The organism is Flavobacterium branchiarum (genome assembly GCF_030409845.1).
In the GTDB taxonomy this organism is placed as follows: Bacteria; Bacteroidota; Bacteroidia; order Flavobacteriales; family Flavobacteriaceae; genus Flavobacterium; species Flavobacterium branchiarum.
The window spans coordinates 157071-175944 of record NZ_JAUFQQ010000003.1 but is presented as its reverse complement, the minus strand read 5'-3'; the positions used below and the strand labels follow the sequence as shown (position 1 = coordinate 175944).

Below are 18874 nucleotides of genomic sequence, written 5' to 3'. Positions count from 1 at the left end.
GGCTATTTTATTTTTATATCAAATTGGGCGGCTCCTTGCTCCCAAATCACATAGGGTTCTTTATCTCCTCCAAGGCGGCTTAAACACATGGCCTTGTAACCTTCAACTCTAATTTTTACGTCAGCATCATATTTTACAAACTTGGCAAGTGATCCTTCCGGGTTCTTGCCATCGGCATGGCTTATAAAAATGAATAGCTTATTGTGGAACTCCTCTTTGAGGTGTTTATATTCCTTTTTGGTTAGTCCTGTGTACTGCAGTGAGTCAATGAAAATGATATCGGGCGACTTCTTTTTTCGCATTCTTTCCTTGAGGTGTTCGATATTTTCTCGGTTGCCTATCAGGAAGCGTTGTTTTACTTCCTGCATGTTTTGAGAGATCACCGCTTTCTGCATGGACTTTCGTGCGCCCTCCTCAAGTGTATTATAAAACACCTTGCCTGATTGGGTCAAGGCTTTGGCCAGTTGCAGGGAGAAACTCGTTTTACCGTTAAATGATTCTCCCCATATAATCCAAACACCTGACCTTTCCGGCTTTCCTAACAGTTTTGCAAACTCGGGCGGTAATTCTAATTCAATGAACTTCTTTTTTGTGATTTCGTCAACCGAAACGGCTCGTTTTAATGCCATTAAACTCTGTTTTTAACTGCGTGAATTTTTCGTTTTACTCTTCTCAAATCGCCTTCAGCATCGTTGAATATTTCTTTTATAGATTTACTATCCTCAACACCGTTGGCAATACATATCTGTGTAACATCGGTATAGTTTACACCTTTCAGTTCTATGAACTTTCGGCCAATACGGGAGTTGATTTCTTTATACCCTTTTCGGTTGAGTTTGATTCCCTTATTGATTCTTTTAGAAAGGTGATCCGTTGCACACATTACAATTCCGCAATGATCTTCCAGTCGGTTGTATAAGGTGATAAAGAAATACAACACGGTATCAGGTAATTTGTCGGCTTCATCTAGTATGATAAGCGGGTCCTGTTGTGATTTTAGTTTCTTTACAATCTCGTTCATCATTTCGGCAACCGTGAACCCGCTATAATCAACCCCCATTTCCGTAAGAAGTTGTACTAAGAATTCCTTACGATTCCAATACTCGGCACAACTCAATAAGTACGAATTTTTGTTGTCTTGGATATAAAGCTCGAAGGTCTTAGACTTACCGGAACCTGCATCGCCAGTCATGGCAAAAACATTGGCATTTTGTTGGGCATCATTCAGAAATTGAGAGATAATTTTGAAATCTGTTGTTTCTACACAAACCCATTCTTTAGAGCTGTGCCCGATTTGTGAAGCCACATTACGCCACATGGTTTCTGAAATGTTTTCCCAGTTGTCATTCATGATTTGGGAAAGTAAGGCTGAGGAAACGCCGTTTAGTGAATTGGCCGCTTTGTTTTGACTACCTTTTTGAGCTATAAAAAGGACTAGCTTTTCTTTGACTTGGTTTTTGAAATCAGTTGTCATACTTTTGTTTTTTATTAGGTTAATTTGGGCTGCAACCCGTTTTACATTAAATCGTAGATACTCTCTGCATCATCCGTTAGAACCGCTTCGCTTACTTTCTTTTGAAATTGGGCGATGTCGGTTTTTTCTTTTTTAACTCGCTTGGAGTTGATGCCTTTTAGTTTTGGGTTTTTATATCCGTAACTGTCAGCTGTCATTCCGTGTTTTTCGAGGTTAGCCTCAACTTTCTCCTCATTGGCAATTCTTATTTTCTTAGTGGCTTCAATTTGATCTCTGTAAAATTGAGCTTCCCAGTCTTCCTGTTCTTGCTGACCTCTGTGTATTTCGACTTTGGTTTCGGCAGCAATTACAAACTTCAATCCTAGTGGTGTTTTCTTGTAGAGATAAATCAAACTCATATCGTCAGGATCAAACTTGATATGGAATTTTTGATTTACATTACTCATGTGCCATTCCTGGTCTATAGCTCGTGAGTTCTGTTGATAGACCACATAATCGTATTGAATTTTCTTTTCTTTGAAGCTAATGCCGCCCGATTGACACATAACCGGTAAGTTTCTCTCAATCCAAAAGAAGTCTACCATCTGGAACGGTGTCACTTCAGGCGAATCGGGATTGATACTTTCAAAATACATTTCGATTCTAGGTTTACCAGTCTTTGGGTGCGTTGCCTGATTCCATTCGTTGCGCTTTTTCTTATAAATAGCTTTCAGCTCTTCAAGGGTTGGAAGTTTATCCGTATTTGCCAAAATAAATTCCATATTTGCATGGCTCGAAACCTTTTTCGATGTGATATTTTGACCGGAATAGTTAGGCAATTGTGCTAAAAACTGAGTTTGAAAACGTCCAAAGGCACTCTCAATCGTCTTAGATTTACCATTATAAGGCTGTGTTTTAATGGCTAAATGGCTGATTTTATCAAAAAAACCACCGGAATGAAGCTTCTTGTTACCTGCACCGTTATCAAACGAAATTTGGTAAGGTCTGTGCTCTGATACCCGCATCGCCATTTTGAAAGCTTGGTAACCCGCCTCGTAATCTTCTTTCTCTGAAATGTGATACCCTAAGAACACTTCGCTGTAGGCATCCATAACCTCATAAACGTTTATTGTTTTCATAGCTCCATTAGCATCCTGGTAGAAAAGATTGACTTTCGTACCATCTGAATACCAAAGGCTATCACGCATAGATGGAAGAGCAGTTTTGAATGACATGGTGAATTTTTCTTTCATCTTTAGCTCACCAAATCGGTAACCGTACCACAATGGTTCAATCTTAGGATCAGTGAGGAAATTGATAAGCGATTGTTCCGATTTTAATAACTTCCAATCTTCCTCTTCCGCCTTGGCGTTGTATTCTTTTAAAAGTTGGTTGTAATTAGCTACACGCTTTACGCGGTCACACCAACGAGCCAAGACAAATGATTTAGCATCGTCGTTGATTTTTTCGGCATTTTTAGAACCAAACGATTTGTGTATAAATACACCGTAACCATCGTTTAAGTACTGTTTAACTCTGTCTTTAAGCCTACGACTGTTAGCAGGAAGTGAGTGCGGATAGGTGTGTTTTGGAAGCTCTGAAACTACCTCTGTAATTCTGTCCCAAACATTGATTTTTGAACCTGCCAACGCTTTACGTTGTGCCAATTTTGAATTTACAATCGTGTTGATGGCATTAGTAATATTGGCATTGGCACAATATTCTTTAATGTTTTTCTCTGGCAATGCTTCGCCGTTGTCCAGCGTGAAATTTCTAAAAAACTCATAGGCTTTTTGATCGTCTTCGATATAATCAGTAAATGTGATAGTAGTGACCTTTGCGTAAGGGTCGCCAGCTAGTTCAATTACTTTATTTTTTATATCTGATCTCATGGTATCGAATTGTATTAATGCTTTTCGGCCGTTACCGCCTGTAGTGAGTTTTTTTAGATGACCTCTGGAACATAGTTGCTTGTAGTTAGACTCGCTAATTATTTCGTTTTCTACAATCCAAGAAGCTTGTACGCATAGGATGTTATTGTGGGTGTATTCGAACATAGTTTCGAGTTTTTAAAAACAGATCTATTTATCTATATCATTCTCGTTATCGTCAATTTTCTTCACCTCTTCCATCAATAACTCTTTTGCTCTTAATCTGATTTTCTTTGCGTTATCGGAATTGAAAACATAACTTAGGCTCATGTCCACTGTTTGTTTACTAACTCCGAATTCCTCAGCAATTTTCTTTTTGTGTTTCGGGTGTAGGAGAATATTTTTCATATCTTTGATTTTACAAATGGTTATTTCAATTTGTTAATGCAAATATCGAAACAAGTTTCGAATTAAAAAACAAAAATCGAAACTTTTTTCGAGTAATTTTATTGTTTTCAATATTTATGAGTGATATTAATGTAAAAATCAACGAGATAGCTATCGAATATTTTTTCGACAATAACTCGAAGTTTGCCAAGGAGATGGGGACAAATGAGGCTAATATTAGGAATTACCGTACTGGAACGTTGCCTAAAATTGATTTCATAGTTAAATTGTCAGATAAACTCGAAATAAACTTCGATTGGCTTTTACTTAATAAAGGGGAGAAACTTAAATCAAGTTATAAAGAAGGCTCAAATGTTCCTTTGATTGTATCTGAACCTAATAATGACGTAATGCCTATAGTTGTTACTGTAGACAAAACAGGAAATGACAATATCGTTTTGGTACCAGTTAAAGCGGCCGCCGGGTATTTAACTGGGTACGGTGATCCTAAGTTTATACAAAAATTGCCTTCATACAATTTTCCAAATCTCAAAAATGGAACTTATAGGATGTTTCAAATATCCGGGCATAGTATGTACCCAACACTACATGATAAATCTTATGTTGTTGGCCAGTGGGTTGAAAATTGGGCAAATGACATAAAGGATGATCGCGTGTATGTTATTATTTCAAAAAGTGATGGAATAGTGGTTAAAAGGGTTTTAAATAGAATTGAAAAATACGGCAGTCTTTATTGTAAGAGTGATAACAGGAGGGAATACCCTAACTTTCAAATTAATCCAAAAGATATAATTGAAGTCTGGGAGTATAAAATGCACCTTGCCTTTGAGCTTTCAAATCCATCTGATTTGTACGAAAGAGTGAACGATTTGGAGGCTAAAATCATGTTTTTAGAAAGGAAAATAAAAAAATAAGCACATATTAAACCGGAATAACCTATTAAATCACTGACAATCAGTGATTTTTTTGGTTTTATTAATATTTACACAAGGTATTAAGTATGTCTTTAAAACGTTTTTTGATACTTTTTTTTGATTATTTAGGTTTTAAATATATTTCAATTGATACCCATTGACAAATATTTGTAACCGCAACTGTAACCGCAACTGTAACCGCAATCTTATAAATCGTATTTTTATAAATTATTGATCTAATCCAATTGCAAAGTGTTTAAACGATCCTTTTAAAGCATTTAAAAAGTGTTTAAACAGTAAAAAATAAGCCCCATTTACTAATAAAATGGGGCTTTTAGCTATATTTGTTCGGGTTAATGGTAGTACGACGTTTAAAGCGTTTAAAAATGGTACTGGTGATGGTAGCTCAATGGTAGTAAACGGTATATAAATGCACCTTTTATTTTTGTATCATTTTAGACCTTTTTTGTTGTTAGTACCTTATTTTATTGGTGTTTTCGACCTTTTTTATATTAGTTACTTATGTACATTTTATTATATAGCCCTTATTTCAAAGCTTCAATTTGAGCATTAACTTCTGCTTCTGTTCCTTTAAATATCTTTTTATCAACTTTACCATTTACTGTGGTTATAACTGTTCCAACAACTTGACCATTAATATTTACAATTTCCACACGAACCGCGTCTGTTTTAGTATATTTTGTTGTGTCAAAGCAATCTGTTTTTTTATGCAAATATTTTCCATCTGCATCATAATTAGCTAAACATTTTGCGGTCTCTTCTGGTGTGCATCCTTTTTCTTTACACATTTGTGCACATTCTTCTCGTGTCATCGTTGCCATTTTAGCGCTATCACACTTTGAATGTCCTGTTCCATGCATTTCTGTTTTTGCACAGCAAGAACTACTAGAAGCCATCCCTGAAGTAGCATGTCCTTCACCTAATATCGGAGCAATTACCAATCCAATTAAACAAGTTAGCTTTATTAAGATATTCATTGATGGTCCCGACGTATCTTTAAATGGATCACCAACTGTGTCTCCTGTTACTGCTGCTTTATGTGCATCGGATCCTTTATAGGTCATTTCTCCATTAATAAGCACTCCTGCCTCAAAAGATTTTTTTGCATTATCCCAAGCTCCTCCTGCATTATTCTGAAATACTGCCCAAAGAACTCCCGAAACTGTAACCCCTGCCATGTAACCCCCCAACATTTCAGCAATTAATTGATTGTTGCTTCCGTAAACTAATTTCCCCAATAAGACAATTGCTATAGGAAAGCCTATAGTCAAAATCCCAGGTAACATCATTTCGCGCAAAGCGGCTTTGGTAGATATATCTACACATTTTGCATATTCTGGTTTCCCTGTTCCTTCCATTATTCCAGGTATCTCTCTAAACTGACGGCGTACTTCGTAAACCATATCCATTGCAGCTTTCCCTACTGAATTCATAGCCAAAGCTGAGAAAACAACTGGAATCATCCCCCCAACAAAAAGCATTGCCAAAACGGGTGCTTTAAAAATATTAATCCCATCAATTCCTGTAAAAGTTACATAGGCAGCAAATAATGCTAAAGAGGTTAATGCTGCCGAAGCAATTGCAAATCCTTTTCCTGTAGCTGCTGTAGTATTTCCTACTGAATCTAAAATATCTGTTCTTGTACGTACTTCTTTTGGTAATTCGCTCATTTCTGCGATTCCACCTGCATTGTCTGATATTGGTCCAAAAGCATCAATTGCCAATTGCATTGCAGTTGTAGCCATCATTGCAGATGCTGCCAATGCAACTCCATAAAAGCCAGCCAATGCATAAGAAGCCCAAATTGCAGCAGCAAATAATAAAACGGTAGGAAATGTAGAAATCATTCCTGTTGCCAATCCTGCAATTACATTGGTTCCTGCACCTGTACTCGATTTTTGAACTATTGCTAATACGGGCTTTGTACCTAATCCTGTATAATATTCGGTAACCGAAGAAATTGCTCCTCCAACAACCAATCCAACAATAGTAGCATAAAATACTCTAATTGAAGAAATATCTTTAGATCCTTCTCCAAAGAAACTCATCGTCATCACTTCTGGAAGCATATATTTTACTAAAAAGAAACAAGCAATTGCTGTTAACACAATCGAAACCCAGTTTCCTATATTCAATGCTTTTTGTACTTGTGCTTCCTTTGCATTATCATCAGATATTTTTACCAATGTTGTCCCTATAATAGAAAATAAGATTCCGAAACCTGCAATTGCCATTGGTAACAAAATAGGGCCTATTCCTCCAAAAGCATCTTGAATGTTGCCACCCATATCTTTTATTACATAGTTACCAAGTACCATTGCAGCCAAAACTGTCGCTACATATGATCCAAACAAATCGGCTCCCATTCCCGCAACGTCACCAACATTATCCCCAACGTTGTCAGCAATTGTAGCAGGGTTACGTGGATCATCTTCTGGAATTCCAGCTTCAACTTTACCAACTAAATCGGCACCCACATCGGCTGCTTTAGTATAAATACCCCCACCTACTCTAGCAAACAATGCAATCGATTCTGCACCTAGTGAAAATCCTGCTAATGTTTCAAGAACCTTAGTCATATCTTCTGATGAAGTCCAAACTCCATTCATAAATACTTGAAAAAACACAATAAAAAAACCGGTTAACCCTAAAACAGCTAATCCGGCAACTCCTAATCCCATAACGGTTCCACCTCCAAAAGATACTTTTAATGCTTGTGGCAAACTAGTTCTTGCCGCTTGCGTAGTTCTAACATTAGTTTTTGTTGCTATTTTCATTCCCATATTTCCTGCTAATGCAGAAAAAAATGCTCCAAAAATAAAAGCTACAACTATTAATATATGCGTAGTGGGTACTATAAATGAAATTCCCGCTAAAACAATACTTGCTCCAATTACAAAGAAGGTGAGTAATCGATATTCGGCTTTCAGGAAAGCTAATGCTCCTTCATAAATATGGTCTGAAATAGCCTTCATCTTTCCATCACCAGGATCTTGCTGTAATACCCAAGTCCTTTTTATTGCCATGAAAAGTAATCCTATAATTGCCATAACAATTGGCAAGTAAATCATAAATGCATTCATAATATTTTAATGGTTTTGGTTAATAGTCAATAAACTAACAAAACGAATTTAAACAAAAAAGCAATACTCTTAACAGAGTATTGCTTTTTTTATAAAATATGAATGCGAAAATTATTTAATACTAAATAACCCTTCTGGCTTGTTTTCGATATCGTCAAAACGTTTAGTACATTCTGCAATAATAGCGTATGCTTCGTTTACATCTCCCCATCCACCAACATCAACTTTTTTGTTTTCCAAATCTTTATAAACTTGGAAGAAATGTTCGATTTCTTTTACTAAGTGAGGATTCATATCTGATAAATCAGTTAATGAATTCCAGATTGGATCAGAAACTGGTACACAAATGATTTTTTCATCTGGTCCTTTATCATCTGCCATATGGAAAACACCAATTGGTTTTACTTCCATAACACATCCAGGAAAAGTTGGCTCGTTTACCAAAACCAATACATCTAATGGATCTCCATCAAGAGCTAAAGTTTCAGGAATAAAACCATAATCAGCTGGGTACATCATTGAAGAGAATAACATTCTATCAAAACGCATTCTTTTAATTTCAAAATCGTACTCGTATTTATTTCTGCTTCCTCTTGGTATTTCGATTAAAACATCGAAAGTTGTTAGTTTGTCTGCGGTCATTGTTCTTGTTTATTATTTTTCTTAATTTCGATTGCAAAAGTAGTTAAACTATCCCTTTTTACAATAAAAAAAACACTGTTATATCGAGATTAAGTTTTAATTAACAAGCAATTAATAGGTAATTGTTCTTTTTCTTTTTTTTAGATAATAATGCCAGAGCAAATAGGTAGTATAGGTAATTATTTTTTACAAAAATCAAGCAATTATTTCATCTCAATAATTAGTAAAAATTAGAATTTAAACACTAAATATTTATTTGAAAAAATTTTACTTATCTAAAGTCGATAATTTTTCAGAAATAAAATTTACAAAATTTTCATTTTCTAATCTCGCCATTAAATGTATATAATGATCTCCAGTTGGATCATCAATAATGATAGTCTTGTTAAAAAAATTCAAATCACTACATTTATCAAACATCTTACAAAATAATAAACTTCTATAATGTTGGTGTTTTAAATGTAATCTTTTTTTAGACTTTTTGATTGGTTTTTCACTACAATAGCAATAATAAATAGCATCATGCTTAGTTGCATATTCAAGAATTATTTTTGAAATCTGAAATAAAGAAGAAGCACTATTATTAATGATTTCGACACTAGCATCTGTTTCAATAACAATATCAACTATTGGTATTTTAATTCCCTCAGGAACTGCACCTTCTGTAAACACAGTAAATCGTATTAAATAATCAATACCCTCATTTGAAGTATAAGGAACATACGTATCACTACCATTAATTTAAATTATTCCTTTTTTGGGAAAAATTTACTCCAATTAGCTTTTAAATCTTCTTGACGCACTTCTTTATCAGCTTGTATTTTACGAACTAATTGTAAAAGATTACTCGAAGGCTTTGTAATATGTGTAGTAGAAGTTTTCATAAATGCAAATATATCAGCTAACTAATCAAACACCGTCTTTTATTCATCATATATATCTATATAAGCACCACCTATTATAACTAATACCAATACAAATAATAAAAAACACAGTTATATCACCATTAAGCTCAAATTAACAAGCAATTAATAGGTAATTGTTCTTTTTCTTTTTTTTAGATAATAATGCCAAAGCAAATAGGTAGCATAGGAACGATACGGACTCCATTGTAAGGTATGAGTTTCCATCTCTTTTTTATCGTGAATATCCAGTAATTCTTTGATTGTATTTACTACAGCTATATCTCCTAGTGGCATTAAATCGGGTTCTTGAAGGCAAAACATTAGGTAAATATCGATAGTCCAATTCCCGATTCCTTTTAGTTTTATAAGCTCCTCTCGAACTTGTTTAGCTGATTTGGTTGCTAAGCTCTCAATATTGATTTCATCAGTTAATATAGCTGATGCTAAAGCCTTAATGTAAGTTGTCTTTTGTCGGCTTACACCCAAAGCTCGAAAAGTTTCATCTGACAAGATTACTAATACTTCGGGACTACAAATTGTATACCCTTTGATTTTTAAAAATGTAGCTCTAGCTGAATCGATAGATACTTGCTGTTCTAAAATAAGCAAAACCAATGTTTCGAAACCTTGTGGTCGTTTCGGTATTGGAGGCAATCCATATTCTTGAATGATTGCCTGAAAAATTGGACTCTTAGTTGAAAGATAATCGATTGCTTCTTGCATAATCTGAGTTTAGCCCTGATAGAAGCGACATCCTTTATGTTTTTTTTCAAACATAAAGATATAGCGGATAGCAGGATTAGCTTCTAAAAATAAACAATATTATTGATTTGTAGAAATGATAAATAGTGCGTAAAGATAGAATATAAAAATGCCAAGTTGCTAAATTTAAATTCAGCGACTTGGCATCTGTGTTTGCTATGTTATATTGGATTTACTTACTAGAAATAGAATCCGAAAGATCCTTTTACTGCAAATTTACTTGCATCGGGCGTATTTAAGTAACTACCTCTCCAAGAGAAATCGATACGGAATACTTTGAAGATATTCCCTATTCCAGCACTGTATTCCCAATAGATATTTTCGGGCGCAATATACTCTAATCCCGAAGCGTTAATAGCTCTATTAGCATCGGATATGGTTCCGTATACTGCCTTAGCTCCAATAATCTCTCTCCAGTTGAGCTTACGCATAAAAGGGATTCTGGCAAAAAGACGTCCTCCAAAATTATGATCCCACTGTAGCGTCGCATATTGATCGGTTACAAACTCGTAGAAATTCAAGTTACTAAATGTATTCTCGATTGTAAAATAAGTCTGATTTCCTGGTATCACACTCATTAATCCTAACGGTATTGTTCCGAATGTTTTCCCCGTTTCCAAGATCAGATTCGTACGTCCTAGAGGCCCTATAATTATAGGTTGCTTGTAATACAACTGAATTTTTTCGTATTTGAAATCACTATCTAATACTCCTTTAAATCCATGGCTATAATTAATAAAGAATCTACTAAATGGACTATCTACGTTATTTCTTTCAACTCCAAAACCTATTGTTTTACGATTAGGCATGTATTCAATCTGAATATTTGCTTCTGATTGTTTTACTCCGTTTGCTATAACTCCTCCCGGATTTGTTGCGGAAGGCATAGTTGTATAATAATCTAAACTAAATGTATCTGATGCAGATTCTAATGTACGATAGGATAACCCTACTTGAAATGTTAGATTTTTGACAGGCTCAATTTCAGCAGCAACATTGGTTAAATTAATATTGGTTAATTTCCCATTACTTCCTGTTGTAAATAAAGCCGATGAGGCAAAGCTTCGTCCTAAGACATCATTGGTTGTTGTTAAACTTGCCCCAATTTGCTCTACATCTCTCCTATTTCCTCCCGAAATAATAAGACGATTCTTTTTATCGATCATCCATTTTCCTGAAAGTCCGTATTTAAATTTGTTATCATCAAATCCATACGCGGTATAGGCTTGTAAACGCCAAGGATCATTTGGTCCAAAATAGGTTCTTCCTCCTACTCGCACACGAACTCCTTCTACTTCATTATATCCAAATGTTGAGAATATAGGTCCGTAATCAAATTTAGGGAACTCTATATAGCCACTACCAAGTATAGAAACCAAACTATAGAGTTGCTTAAACTTTTTGACTGTCTGCAAGGTATCAAGCATTTTATAAACACCTTGTTCGTCTTTGGTCAGTTTTTCGAATCGGTTTTCCTCCCAATATTCATCGGGTCTATTATACACTTCGTTGTCTATATAATTAACTTCTTCTTTATAAAAAGGCGCTGGTTTTGGTATATTAAACTTATGATCTCTGTAAGATGAAGTTCGCTTTCCATAAACCCCTTTAGAGTTTTCTTTTTTATTTAAAGCAAAATCCGACATCATATAATCTCTCGTAAGTAGAAAAATAGAATCACTTACTACGTCAAATTCTTGCTCGATATATATATCTTTTACCCAGTTAATATTTGCACTTTTTGTAACTGCCATATTAATTTTCTTGATAGCAAATGTGGTATCATTTACCCAAAAATCTCCTTTAAAAGTCAATTCGTTTTTACGTCTTGGATAAAAGACAATATTATAACACCATTTCTTATCTATAAATGTACTGTCTTTTAAAACATAGTTGTAGACATCAATTCCGGTTCTTGACAACGGACTTGTAAAGCTTTTATCAAAAAAGGTTAGGTGATTATCATAAATATTATAATCAGAATACAGGTCTTTTACAAAAGCTAATATTTGCTGATTATTATTGAATCCAGAAGTTTTGCTTCCTTTTATAATCTCTTTTACCTTCTTTAAGTTATTATCTCCATATACATCATACAAAGATTCGTTTATAAAAATTGGCAAATATGTTTTTCCTGTAACTTTAGAAGTATCTACTTGTTTAAAGATGAACTCCATTCCTTTAAAAATCTTGTTCTTCATGAAAGCACTATCAATGGTATTCATATCGAATTCCACTTTCTCGTACTTCTCCATTTGGTATTGTTTAAACTGATACAATCCGTTTTTACGTTTTCTTTCCCATATTTTTCTAAGAATATCTAACGCTGGATTATTTTTTTTGGAAGTCTTACCAGTAAAAATTACAACCTCATTTAAATATTCGGCTTCGTTCAGGATAACTTTAAAATTGTAACTAACGGCTTTTTCTAGTGTAATTTCTTTTTCTGAAAAGCCAGCCGAAGCAACAATAATAGCTGTATATGTGTTTGGTGATTCTAAGTAAAAACGTCCATCTTCATTAGAAACAATTCCAACATTGCTTCCTTTAAAAACCACACTTGCAAATGGAATTGGCTGATTGGATTTATCTAAGACCACTCCACTCACTTTAGTTTGTGCAAAAATGCTATTCGCTAGAGCGAATAAAAAAAACAGACTGAGTATAATTATTCTTTTCATAATCCAAAAAAAACTTCATCAATTAAGAAAATGATGAAGTTTTATTAGTATTGTTAATTTTCTTATTTTTTATACATTACTTTCTTTACTGCTTTTATAACGTCACCAGCATTTGGCAACCAGTCTTTAAGCAATACTGGAGAGTAAGGAGCAGGAGTATCTGCAGTTGTAATACGCTGTATTGGCGCATCAAGAAAATCGAAAGCTTGTTCTTGTACGATATAAGTAATCTCAGAAGATATACTTGCAAAAGGCCAAGCCTCTTCAAGTACTACTAAACGATTTGTTTTCTTAACAGAAGCCAAGATAGCATCTTTGTCCATTGGACGAACTGTTCTTAAATCGATAATTTCACAAGAAATACCTTCTTTAGCCAATTCATCTGCTGCGATAAATGCTTCTTTTATAATTTTTCCAAAAGATACGATAGTAACATCTGTTCCTTCACGTTTAACATCTGCAACTCCTAAAGGAATTGTATATTCTCCGTCTGGCACTTCACCTTTATCACCATACATTTGCTCAGACTCCATAAAGATTACAGGGTCATTATCACGAATTGCAGCTTTTAAAAGTCCTTTTGCATCGTAAGGTGTAGATGGAACCACAACTTTAAGTCCTGGTGTATTTGCAAACCAGTTTTCTAAAGCTTGAGAGTGAGTTGCTCCTAATTGACCTGCAGATGCAGTTGGTCCACGAAAAACGATAGGCACATTAAATTGTCCTCCTGTCATCTGACGCATTTTAGCTGCGTTATTTATAATTTGATCAATACCAACTAAACAAAAGTTGAAAGTCATATACTCGACAATTGGACGACATCCATTCATTGCAGATCCAACTGCAATTCCTGTAAATCCAAGTTCCGCAATTGGAGTATCAATTACTCTTTTTGCACCAAACTCAGCAAGCATACCTTTTGACGCTTTATATGCACCATTATATTCCGCAACTTCCTCGCCCATTAAATATATGGATTCATCGTGACGCATTTCTTCGCTCATAGCTTCACAAATGGCCTCTCTAAATTGTATTGTTCTCATATTTTTTATTGTTGTTGTAATTTTCTGAAAAGCAAAAATAATTATTTTAAATTACTTAAGAGCATAAATTTAGTTTAAAAAACAAGAAGTCGCGTATCTATCGATGTTTTAATAGCATATAAACTTTTTTCTTCGAAACTTACGGCTTACGAAATCGATATAACAGACCCGAAAACAACTACACAGCTTTTCTTTAATTTTTATTTTGTTAGAAAAGCTAGTTTATAGAAATAAAACGCAATAAAAAAGAACTTGATATTTCCCAATTTCATCAATTATTAATAATTATTTTAGCTCTAAACTTTGTCTAAAAACCACTTTTTCAGCCATAAAAGGCAACATTCTTCAAAAATCAATCCTTATTCTACGAAATCGTAATAGTTTTCAGAATTATTATGCGTGCATAGTAAATTATTCGGATTATATTTCTAAATTTGTGGAAACGTATTTAGAAATATTAAAAATATATACTTATGAAAATATTAGTTTGCATCAGTCATGTACCTGATACTACTTCAAAAATTAACTTTACCAACGGTGATTCAGAATTTGATACTAATGGCGTACAATATGTAATTAATCCTAACGACGAATTTGGCTTAACACGTGCTATTTGGTTTCAGGAGCAACAAGGTGCTACGGTTACTGTAGTAAATGTTGGAGGTCCTGATACTGAACCAACTCTACGTAAAGCTTTAGCAATTGGCGCAAACGAAGCTATTCGTGTAAATGCAAATCCAACTGATGGTTTTTTTGTAGCAAAACAATTAGCAGAAGTTATTAAAAACGGCGGTTATGATTTAGTAATTGCAGGAAAAGAATCTCTAGATTATAATGGCGGAATGGTTCCTGGTATGATTTCTGGAATTTTAGGATATAACTTTTTAAACTCATGCACAAACATTACCGTAGATGGTACTAATGTAAAAGCTGTTCGTGAAATTGATGGTGGAAAAGAAACTGTAAGCACTACTTTACCATTAATTATCGGTGGTCAAAAAGGATTGGTTGAAGAAAAAGATCTACGTATTCCTAACATGAGAGGAATCATGACTGCAAGAACAAAAGCTTTAGCAATTGTTGAGCCAGTTGACGCTCCTGTAAATACTAAAGCGGTGAAATTTGAAAAACCAGCACCAAAATCTGCTGTGAAATTAGTTTCTCCAGATAATTTAGATGAGTTAATCAATTTATTACACAACGAAGCAAAAGTAATCTAGTAATCCGTTTTCAGTCGCAGTTTTCAGTTTGCATAAACCTGAAACCTGAAACTTTAAACTTCTAAACAAAAATAATATGTCAATATTAATATATGCAGAATCTGCAGAAGGAAAATTTAAAAAGGTAGCTTTTGAGTTGGCTTCATACGCTAAAAAAATTGCCGAAACTCTAGGAACAACTGTTACTGCTCTAACAATAAACACTAACGACGTAAGCGAATTATCTAAATACGGAGTTGATAAAGTTCTTAAGGTAACTAACGATAAATTAGCAGGATTTACTGCTAAAGCTTATGCTGATGTTATTAAACAAGCTGCGCAAAAAGAAGGAACTAAAGTGGTTTTATTATCTTCTAGTACAGACAGTATTTACCTTTCATCATTGGTTGCAGTAGCTTTAGAAGCTGGATTTGCTTCAAATGTTGTAGGCTTACCTGTAAGCACATCTCCTTTTCAAGTAAAGAGAAATGCTTTTTCAAACAAAGCTTTCAATATCACTGAAATCAATACTGATGTAAAAGTACTTGCTTTAGCTAAGAACTCATACGGTATTTACGAAAGTGCCGGTTCAGCATCTGAAGAAGATTTTAACCCAACAATTGGAGACAATGATTTTGGAGTAAAATTGGAATCTGTTGAAAAAGTTACTGGAAAAGTATCTATCGCTGATGCAGATGTTGTGGTATCTGGCGGTCGTGGATTAAAAGGACCTGAAAACTGGGGATTGGTAGAAGACTTAGCTGCCGTACTTGGTGCTGCAACTGCTTGTTCTAAACCAGTTTCAGATTTAGGATGGAGACCTCATAGCGAACACGTAGGACAAACAGGAAAACCTGTTGCTACAAATTTATACATCGCAATTGGTATCTCTGGAGCAATCCAACACATTGCAGGTATAAACTCATCAAAAGTAAAATTAGTAATCAACAACGATCCAGAAGCTCCTTTCTTTAAAGTAGCCGATTATGGAGTTGTAGGTGATGCTTTTGAAATTGTACCTAAATTAATCGAAAAATTAAAAGCTTTTAAAGCACAACATTCATAGATTTAAAAATTCTACACTAAAATATTGCTGCCTAAAAATAAGATAATCGTATCTTTGCTTTAGGTGGCTTTTTTGTTCCATATTTTTTGATTAAAATTGCACTTTTATTTTTTACATTAAATTATCATTAAACGAGGTAGTAATACCTTATACGTCTGCAACTTATGAGCTTAGTTAAATTATCGATAAAAGGAATTTCATACAGTCAAACTCAAAATGGCGCTTATGCTTTGATTTTGAATGAAGTTGATGGCGAACGAAAGTTACCAATTGTAATTGGGGCTTTTGAAGCACAATCAATTGCTATTGCTTTAGAAAAAGAGATAAAACCACCTCGCCCATTAACTCATGATTTATTCAAAAACTTTGCAGAACGATTTGATATTGTTGTAAAGCAAGTAATCATTCATAAATTAGTTGATGGAGTTTTCTACTCTAGCCTAATTTGCGAAAGAGATAAAATTGAAGAAATTATCGATGCAAGAACTTCTGATGCAATCGCATTAGCATTACGTTTCAATGCTCCGATATTTACTTATAAAAACATTTTGGACAAGGCAGGTATTTATTTAAAGTCCAATTCTATGGAAAGCGACAAGGACTCTCAAGAAATTGATGACGTTCTTTCTAATCCTGAAACTTTTGGTCGCGAAGAAGAGAGCAACCAATCTGGCGAAACCTATTCTAAACACACGACTTCGGAGCTTAACGAATTATTAGAACAAGCTGTTCTTCAAGAAGATTATGAAAAAGCTGCTAAAATTCGTGATGAAATTTCGAAAAGAGAAGTATAAAGCACAATCAAAATGAAACAATACTTAGACTTAGTGCAACATGTTCTTGAGAATGGTTGTCAAAAAGGAGATAGAACTGGAACTGGAACAAAAAGTGTGTTTGGTTACCAAATGCGTTTTGATTTAAGTGAAGGTTTCCCAATGGTTACCACAAAAAAACTACACTTAAAGTCCATCATATATGAATTGCTTTGGTTTTTAAAAGGAGATACAAACATTAAATATCTTCAAGAAAACGGAGTTAAAATATGGGATGCTTGGGCAGATAGCAACGGTGATTTAGGTCCTGTTTATGGACACCAATGGCGCAATTGGAACAGTGAAGAAATCGATCAGATTTCAGAATTAATTACGGAACTAAAAACAAATCCAAACAGCCGACGAATGTTAGTTTCGGCTTGGAATCCATCGGTTTTACCTGATACAAAAAAAACATTTGAAGAAAATGTAGCCAATAATAAAGCTGCTTTACCTCCTTGCCATGCCTTTTTCCAATTTTACGTTTCTAGTCCTGACTTAGAGAAAGGAGAAACAAAAGGAAAACTATCTTGTCAATTGTATCAAAGAAGTGCTGATATATTTTTGGGCGTTCCTTTTAACATCGCATCATACGCTTTATTAACTATGATGATTGCACAAGTTTGTGATCTTGAAGCAGGAGAATTCATCCACACTTTTGGAGACGCACATATCTACAACAATCATTTTGAACAATTAGAATTACAACTAAAACGCGATCCAAAACCATTACCAAAAATGGTTTTAAATCCTGATATAAAAAACATATTCGATTTTGATTACAATGACTTCACCCTTTTAGATTACGAACCTCATGCAGGTATCAAAGGAAGTGTTGCTGTATAAAAACATAAAAATCCGCTTTAGATAAGCGGATTTTTTTTACTCTAAAACGAAACATAAACCACACATTTAAAGCACAAAACCCTTTTAAACACAAATATTCAACCTGCAGAATAGTCCTATTTCAAAATAAATTTTATCTTTATAATCTAATATTTATCTCATGGAAAAGGAATTACACGAGCAGTATGAATACGCAAGAAGGAGAATAAGACAAAAAAAAATGCTTTATTTTCACTTCGTTTTATTTCTTTTAGGAAGTTTATTTTTATTTGTCACTGATCGATTTTTAAATATCTCCTATGGACAAAACTGGTACTTATGGATAATTACAGTCTGGTTTTTTATTTTTATTTTACATTTTGTAAAAGTATATATCACTGACCGTTTTTTGAACAAAAATTGGGAAAGAGAACAAATCGACCGACTTGTTGCCTTACAGCAAAAAAGAATAGCACAGCTGGACTCTAGCTTAAATGACAATACTGAAAACAAATCTTAGTTTAAAATAAAATGATTATAATGATTGCGGCTGTTGCCGAAAACAATGCACTCGGAAAAAACAATGAAATGATTTGGCATTTATCAAATGACTTCAAAAGATTTAAAGCGCTCACGACCGGACATCATATTATAATGGGGCGAAAAACATTTGAAAGTTTTCCCAAACCGTTACCAAACAGAACTCATATTGTAATAACACGTCAAGATAACTATCAACCCGAAGGATGTATCGTTGTAAAAAGTATAGAAGAGGCTATTGCAAAATGCCCTAAAGATGATGATTCATTTATAATTGGCGGTGGCGAAATATACAATTTAGGGATGCCTTTTGCCGATGTTCTAGAAATCACAAGAGTTCACCATAGTTTTGATGCTGATGCTTTTTTTCCTGAAATCAATAAAAAGGAATGGCAGTTAATAGAAGCTGATCCAAACAAAAGAGACGAAAAACATCTTTACGACTACACTTACGAAACATACGTTAGATTATAAGCAAAAAAAAGACTCACAATAAAGTGAGTCTTTTTTTTTTGGCAAACAATGATTAGAGAAATGACCTACTCTAGAAAGAGTATTTGATAACATAAAATAAAAATTACAAATATTAAAAATACACCAGAAAAGAATATTATAATATTTGAGATTTTTTGAGAGTACATCTCAAAAA

Annotated in this window: 18 protein-coding genes; 7 read left to right on the top strand and 11 right to left on the bottom strand. The window is 34.1% G+C overall.

Translation table 11 applies throughout. The features are described from left to right. Positions 1–2: 2 nt before the first annotated feature. From QWY99_RS01100 to QWY99_RS01085, 4 genes are read right to left on the bottom strand one after another with little or no spacing between them, the layout of a single operon-like run. Entirely contained in the window at positions 3–629 is a 627-nt protein-coding gene (locus QWY99_RS01100; protein ID WP_290259971.1) for a P-loop NTPase family protein, read from the bottom strand. Further along, entirely contained in the window at positions 629–1474 is an 846-nt protein-coding gene (locus tag QWY99_RS01095) for an AAA family ATPase (RefSeq protein WP_290259969.1), read from the bottom strand. The genes QWY99_RS01100 and QWY99_RS01095 overlap by 1 nt, the downstream gene beginning before the upstream one ends. A gap of 41 nt (positions 1475–1515) precedes the next feature. After that, positions 1516–3510, bottom strand: a complete 1995-nt coding sequence (locus QWY99_RS01090) for a hypothetical protein (RefSeq protein WP_290259967.1) — start codon at positions 3508–3510, stop codon at positions 1516–1518. A gap of 24 nt (positions 3511–3534) precedes the next feature. Further along, the gene (locus tag QWY99_RS01085; RefSeq protein WP_290259965.1) at positions 3535–3732 is read right to left on the bottom strand and encodes a hypothetical protein; all 198 of its coding nucleotides are present in this window, start codon (positions 3730–3732) and stop codon (positions 3535–3537) included. 116 nt (positions 3733–3848) lie between these two features. Between QWY99_RS01085 and QWY99_RS01080 the strand changes: the two genes are divergently transcribed. Further along, the gene (locus tag QWY99_RS01080; protein ID WP_290259963.1) at positions 3849–4646 is read left to right on the top strand and encodes a S24 family peptidase; all 798 of its coding nucleotides are present in this window, start codon (positions 3849–3851) and stop codon (positions 4644–4646) included. 545 nt (positions 4647–5191) lie between these two features. On the opposite strand, the gene QWY99_RS01075 is transcribed toward QWY99_RS01080, so the two are convergent. The 7 genes from QWY99_RS01075 to QWY99_RS01045 all read right to left on the bottom strand — a co-directional run bounded on the left by QWY99_RS01075 (position 5192) and on the right by QWY99_RS01045 (position 13783). After that, positions 5192–7750 (bottom strand): sodium-translocating pyrophosphatase, encoded by a 2559-nt coding sequence (locus QWY99_RS01075; protein ID WP_290259961.1) that lies wholly within the window; start codon positions 7748–7750, stop codon positions 5192–5194. Between the two features lie 111 nt (positions 7751–7861). Then, the gene (locus QWY99_RS01070) at positions 7862–8392 is read right to left on the bottom strand and encodes an inorganic diphosphatase (protein ID WP_129539914.1); all 531 of its coding nucleotides are present in this window, start codon (positions 8390–8392) and stop codon (positions 7862–7864) included. Between the two features lie 267 nt (positions 8393–8659). Then, positions 8660–9064 carry a hypothetical protein gene (locus QWY99_RS01065; RefSeq protein WP_290259959.1) on the bottom strand — a complete coding sequence of 135 codons (405 nt, stop codon included), beginning with the start codon at positions 9062–9064 and terminating at the stop codon, positions 8660–8662. 74 nt (positions 9065–9138) lie between these two features. Continuing rightward, entirely contained in the window at positions 9139–9276 is a 138-nt protein-coding gene (locus tag QWY99_RS01060; RefSeq protein ID WP_290259957.1) for a hypothetical protein, read from the bottom strand. Between the two features lie 144 nt (positions 9277–9420). Then, a complete protein-coding gene (locus tag QWY99_RS01055; RefSeq protein WP_290259955.1) occupies positions 9421–10020 on the bottom strand; it encodes a DNA-3-methyladenine glycosylase family protein in 600 nt (199 codons plus the stop codon). A gap of 218 nt (positions 10021–10238) precedes the next feature. Continuing rightward, on the bottom strand, positions 10239–12740 hold the full coding sequence (locus tag QWY99_RS01050; protein ID WP_290259953.1) for a DUF5686 and carboxypeptidase-like regulatory domain-containing protein: 2502 nt from the start codon (positions 12738–12740) through the stop codon (positions 10239–10241). 62 nt (positions 12741–12802) lie between these two features. Next, the gene (locus QWY99_RS01045) at positions 12803–13783 is read right to left on the bottom strand and encodes a pyruvate dehydrogenase complex E1 component subunit beta (RefSeq protein ID WP_290259951.1); all 981 of its coding nucleotides are present in this window, start codon (positions 13781–13783) and stop codon (positions 12803–12805) included. Positions 13784–14256: 473 nt separating this feature from the next. On the opposite strand from QWY99_RS01045, the gene QWY99_RS01040 reads away from it, so the two are divergent. The 6 genes from QWY99_RS01040 to QWY99_RS01015 all read left to right on the top strand — a co-directional run bounded on the left by QWY99_RS01040 (position 14257) and on the right by QWY99_RS01015 (position 18699). After that, a complete protein-coding gene (locus QWY99_RS01040; protein WP_129539918.1) occupies positions 14257–15003 on the top strand; it encodes an electron transfer flavoprotein subunit beta/FixA family protein in 747 nt (248 codons plus the stop codon). A 76-nt stretch (positions 15004–15079) separates the two neighbouring features. Beyond that, on the top strand, positions 15080–16048 hold the full coding sequence (locus tag QWY99_RS01035; protein WP_290259948.1) for an electron transfer flavoprotein subunit alpha/FixB family protein: 969 nt from the start codon (positions 15080–15082) through the stop codon (positions 16046–16048). 164 nt (positions 16049–16212) lie between these two features. After that, on the top strand, positions 16213–16842 hold the full coding sequence (locus QWY99_RS01030) for a bifunctional nuclease family protein (RefSeq protein WP_290259946.1): 630 nt from the start codon (positions 16213–16215) through the stop codon (positions 16840–16842). Positions 16843–16854: 12 nt separating this feature from the next. After that, complete coding sequence (locus QWY99_RS01025; RefSeq protein WP_290259944.1) at positions 16855–17706, top strand: thymidylate synthase; 852 nt, start codon at positions 16855–16857, stop codon at positions 17704–17706. A gap of 160 nt (positions 17707–17866) precedes the next feature. After that, a complete protein-coding gene (locus tag QWY99_RS01020; RefSeq protein ID WP_290259942.1) occupies positions 17867–18205 on the top strand; it encodes a 2TM domain-containing protein in 339 nt (112 codons plus the stop codon). Between the two features lie 11 nt (positions 18206–18216). Continuing rightward, positions 18217–18699 (top strand): dihydrofolate reductase, encoded by a 483-nt coding sequence (locus tag QWY99_RS01015; protein WP_290259939.1) that lies wholly within the window; start codon positions 18217–18219, stop codon positions 18697–18699. The last annotated feature ends 175 nt before the right edge of the window (positions 18700–18874 follow it).

What these genes read in the sequence shown, in the direction of transcription:
- QWY99_RS01100 (WP_290259971.1), bottom strand. Translation starts at nt 629, where the DNA reads ATGGCATTAAAACGAGCCGTTTCGGTTGACGAAATCACAAAAAAGAAG.
- QWY99_RS01095 (WP_290259969.1), bottom strand. Translation starts at nt 1,474, where the DNA reads ATGACAACTGATTTCAAAAACCAAGTCAAAGAAAAGCTAGTCCTTTTT.
- QWY99_RS01090 (WP_290259967.1), bottom strand. Translation starts at nt 3,510, where the DNA reads ATGTTCGAATACACCCACAATAACATCCTATGCGTACAAGCTTCTTGG.
- QWY99_RS01085 (WP_290259965.1), bottom strand. Translation starts at nt 3,732, where the DNA reads ATGAAAAATATTCTCCTACACCCGAAACACAAAAAGAAAATTGCTGAG.
- QWY99_RS01080 (WP_290259963.1), top strand. Translation starts at nt 3,849, where the DNA reads ATGAGTGATATTAATGTAAAAATCAACGAGATAGCTATCGAATATTTT.
- QWY99_RS01075 (WP_290259961.1), bottom strand. Translation starts at nt 7,750, where the DNA reads ATGAATGCATTTATGATTTACTTGCCAATTGTTATGGCAATTATAGGA.
- QWY99_RS01070 (WP_129539914.1), bottom strand. Translation starts at nt 8,392, where the DNA reads ATGACCGCAGACAAACTAACAACTTTCGATGTTTTAATCGAAATACCA.
- QWY99_RS01060 (WP_290259957.1), bottom strand. Translation starts at nt 9,276, where the DNA reads ATGAAAACTTCTACTACACATATTACAAAGCCTTCGAGTAATCTTTTA.
- QWY99_RS01055 (WP_290259955.1), bottom strand. Translation starts at nt 10,020, where the DNA reads ATGCAAGAAGCAATCGATTATCTTTCAACTAAGAGTCCAATTTTTCAG.
- QWY99_RS01050 (WP_290259953.1), bottom strand. Translation starts at nt 12,740, where the DNA reads ATGAAAAGAATAATTATACTCAGTCTGTTTTTTTTATTCGCTCTAGCG.
- QWY99_RS01045 (WP_290259951.1), bottom strand. Translation starts at nt 13,783, where the DNA reads ATGAGAACAATACAATTTAGAGAGGCCATTTGTGAAGCTATGAGCGAA.
- QWY99_RS01040 (WP_129539918.1), top strand. Translation starts at nt 14,257, where the DNA reads ATGAAAATATTAGTTTGCATCAGTCATGTACCTGATACTACTTCAAAA.
- QWY99_RS01035 (WP_290259948.1), top strand. Translation starts at nt 15,080, where the DNA reads ATGTCAATATTAATATATGCAGAATCTGCAGAAGGAAAATTTAAAAAG.
- QWY99_RS01030 (WP_290259946.1), top strand. Translation starts at nt 16,213, where the DNA reads ATGAGCTTAGTTAAATTATCGATAAAAGGAATTTCATACAGTCAAACT.
- QWY99_RS01025 (WP_290259944.1), top strand. Translation starts at nt 16,855, where the DNA reads ATGAAACAATACTTAGACTTAGTGCAACATGTTCTTGAGAATGGTTGT.
- QWY99_RS01020 (WP_290259942.1), top strand. Translation starts at nt 17,867, where the DNA reads ATGGAAAAGGAATTACACGAGCAGTATGAATACGCAAGAAGGAGAATA.
- QWY99_RS01015 (WP_290259939.1), top strand. Translation starts at nt 18,217, where the DNA reads ATGATTATAATGATTGCGGCTGTTGCCGAAAACAATGCACTCGGAAAA.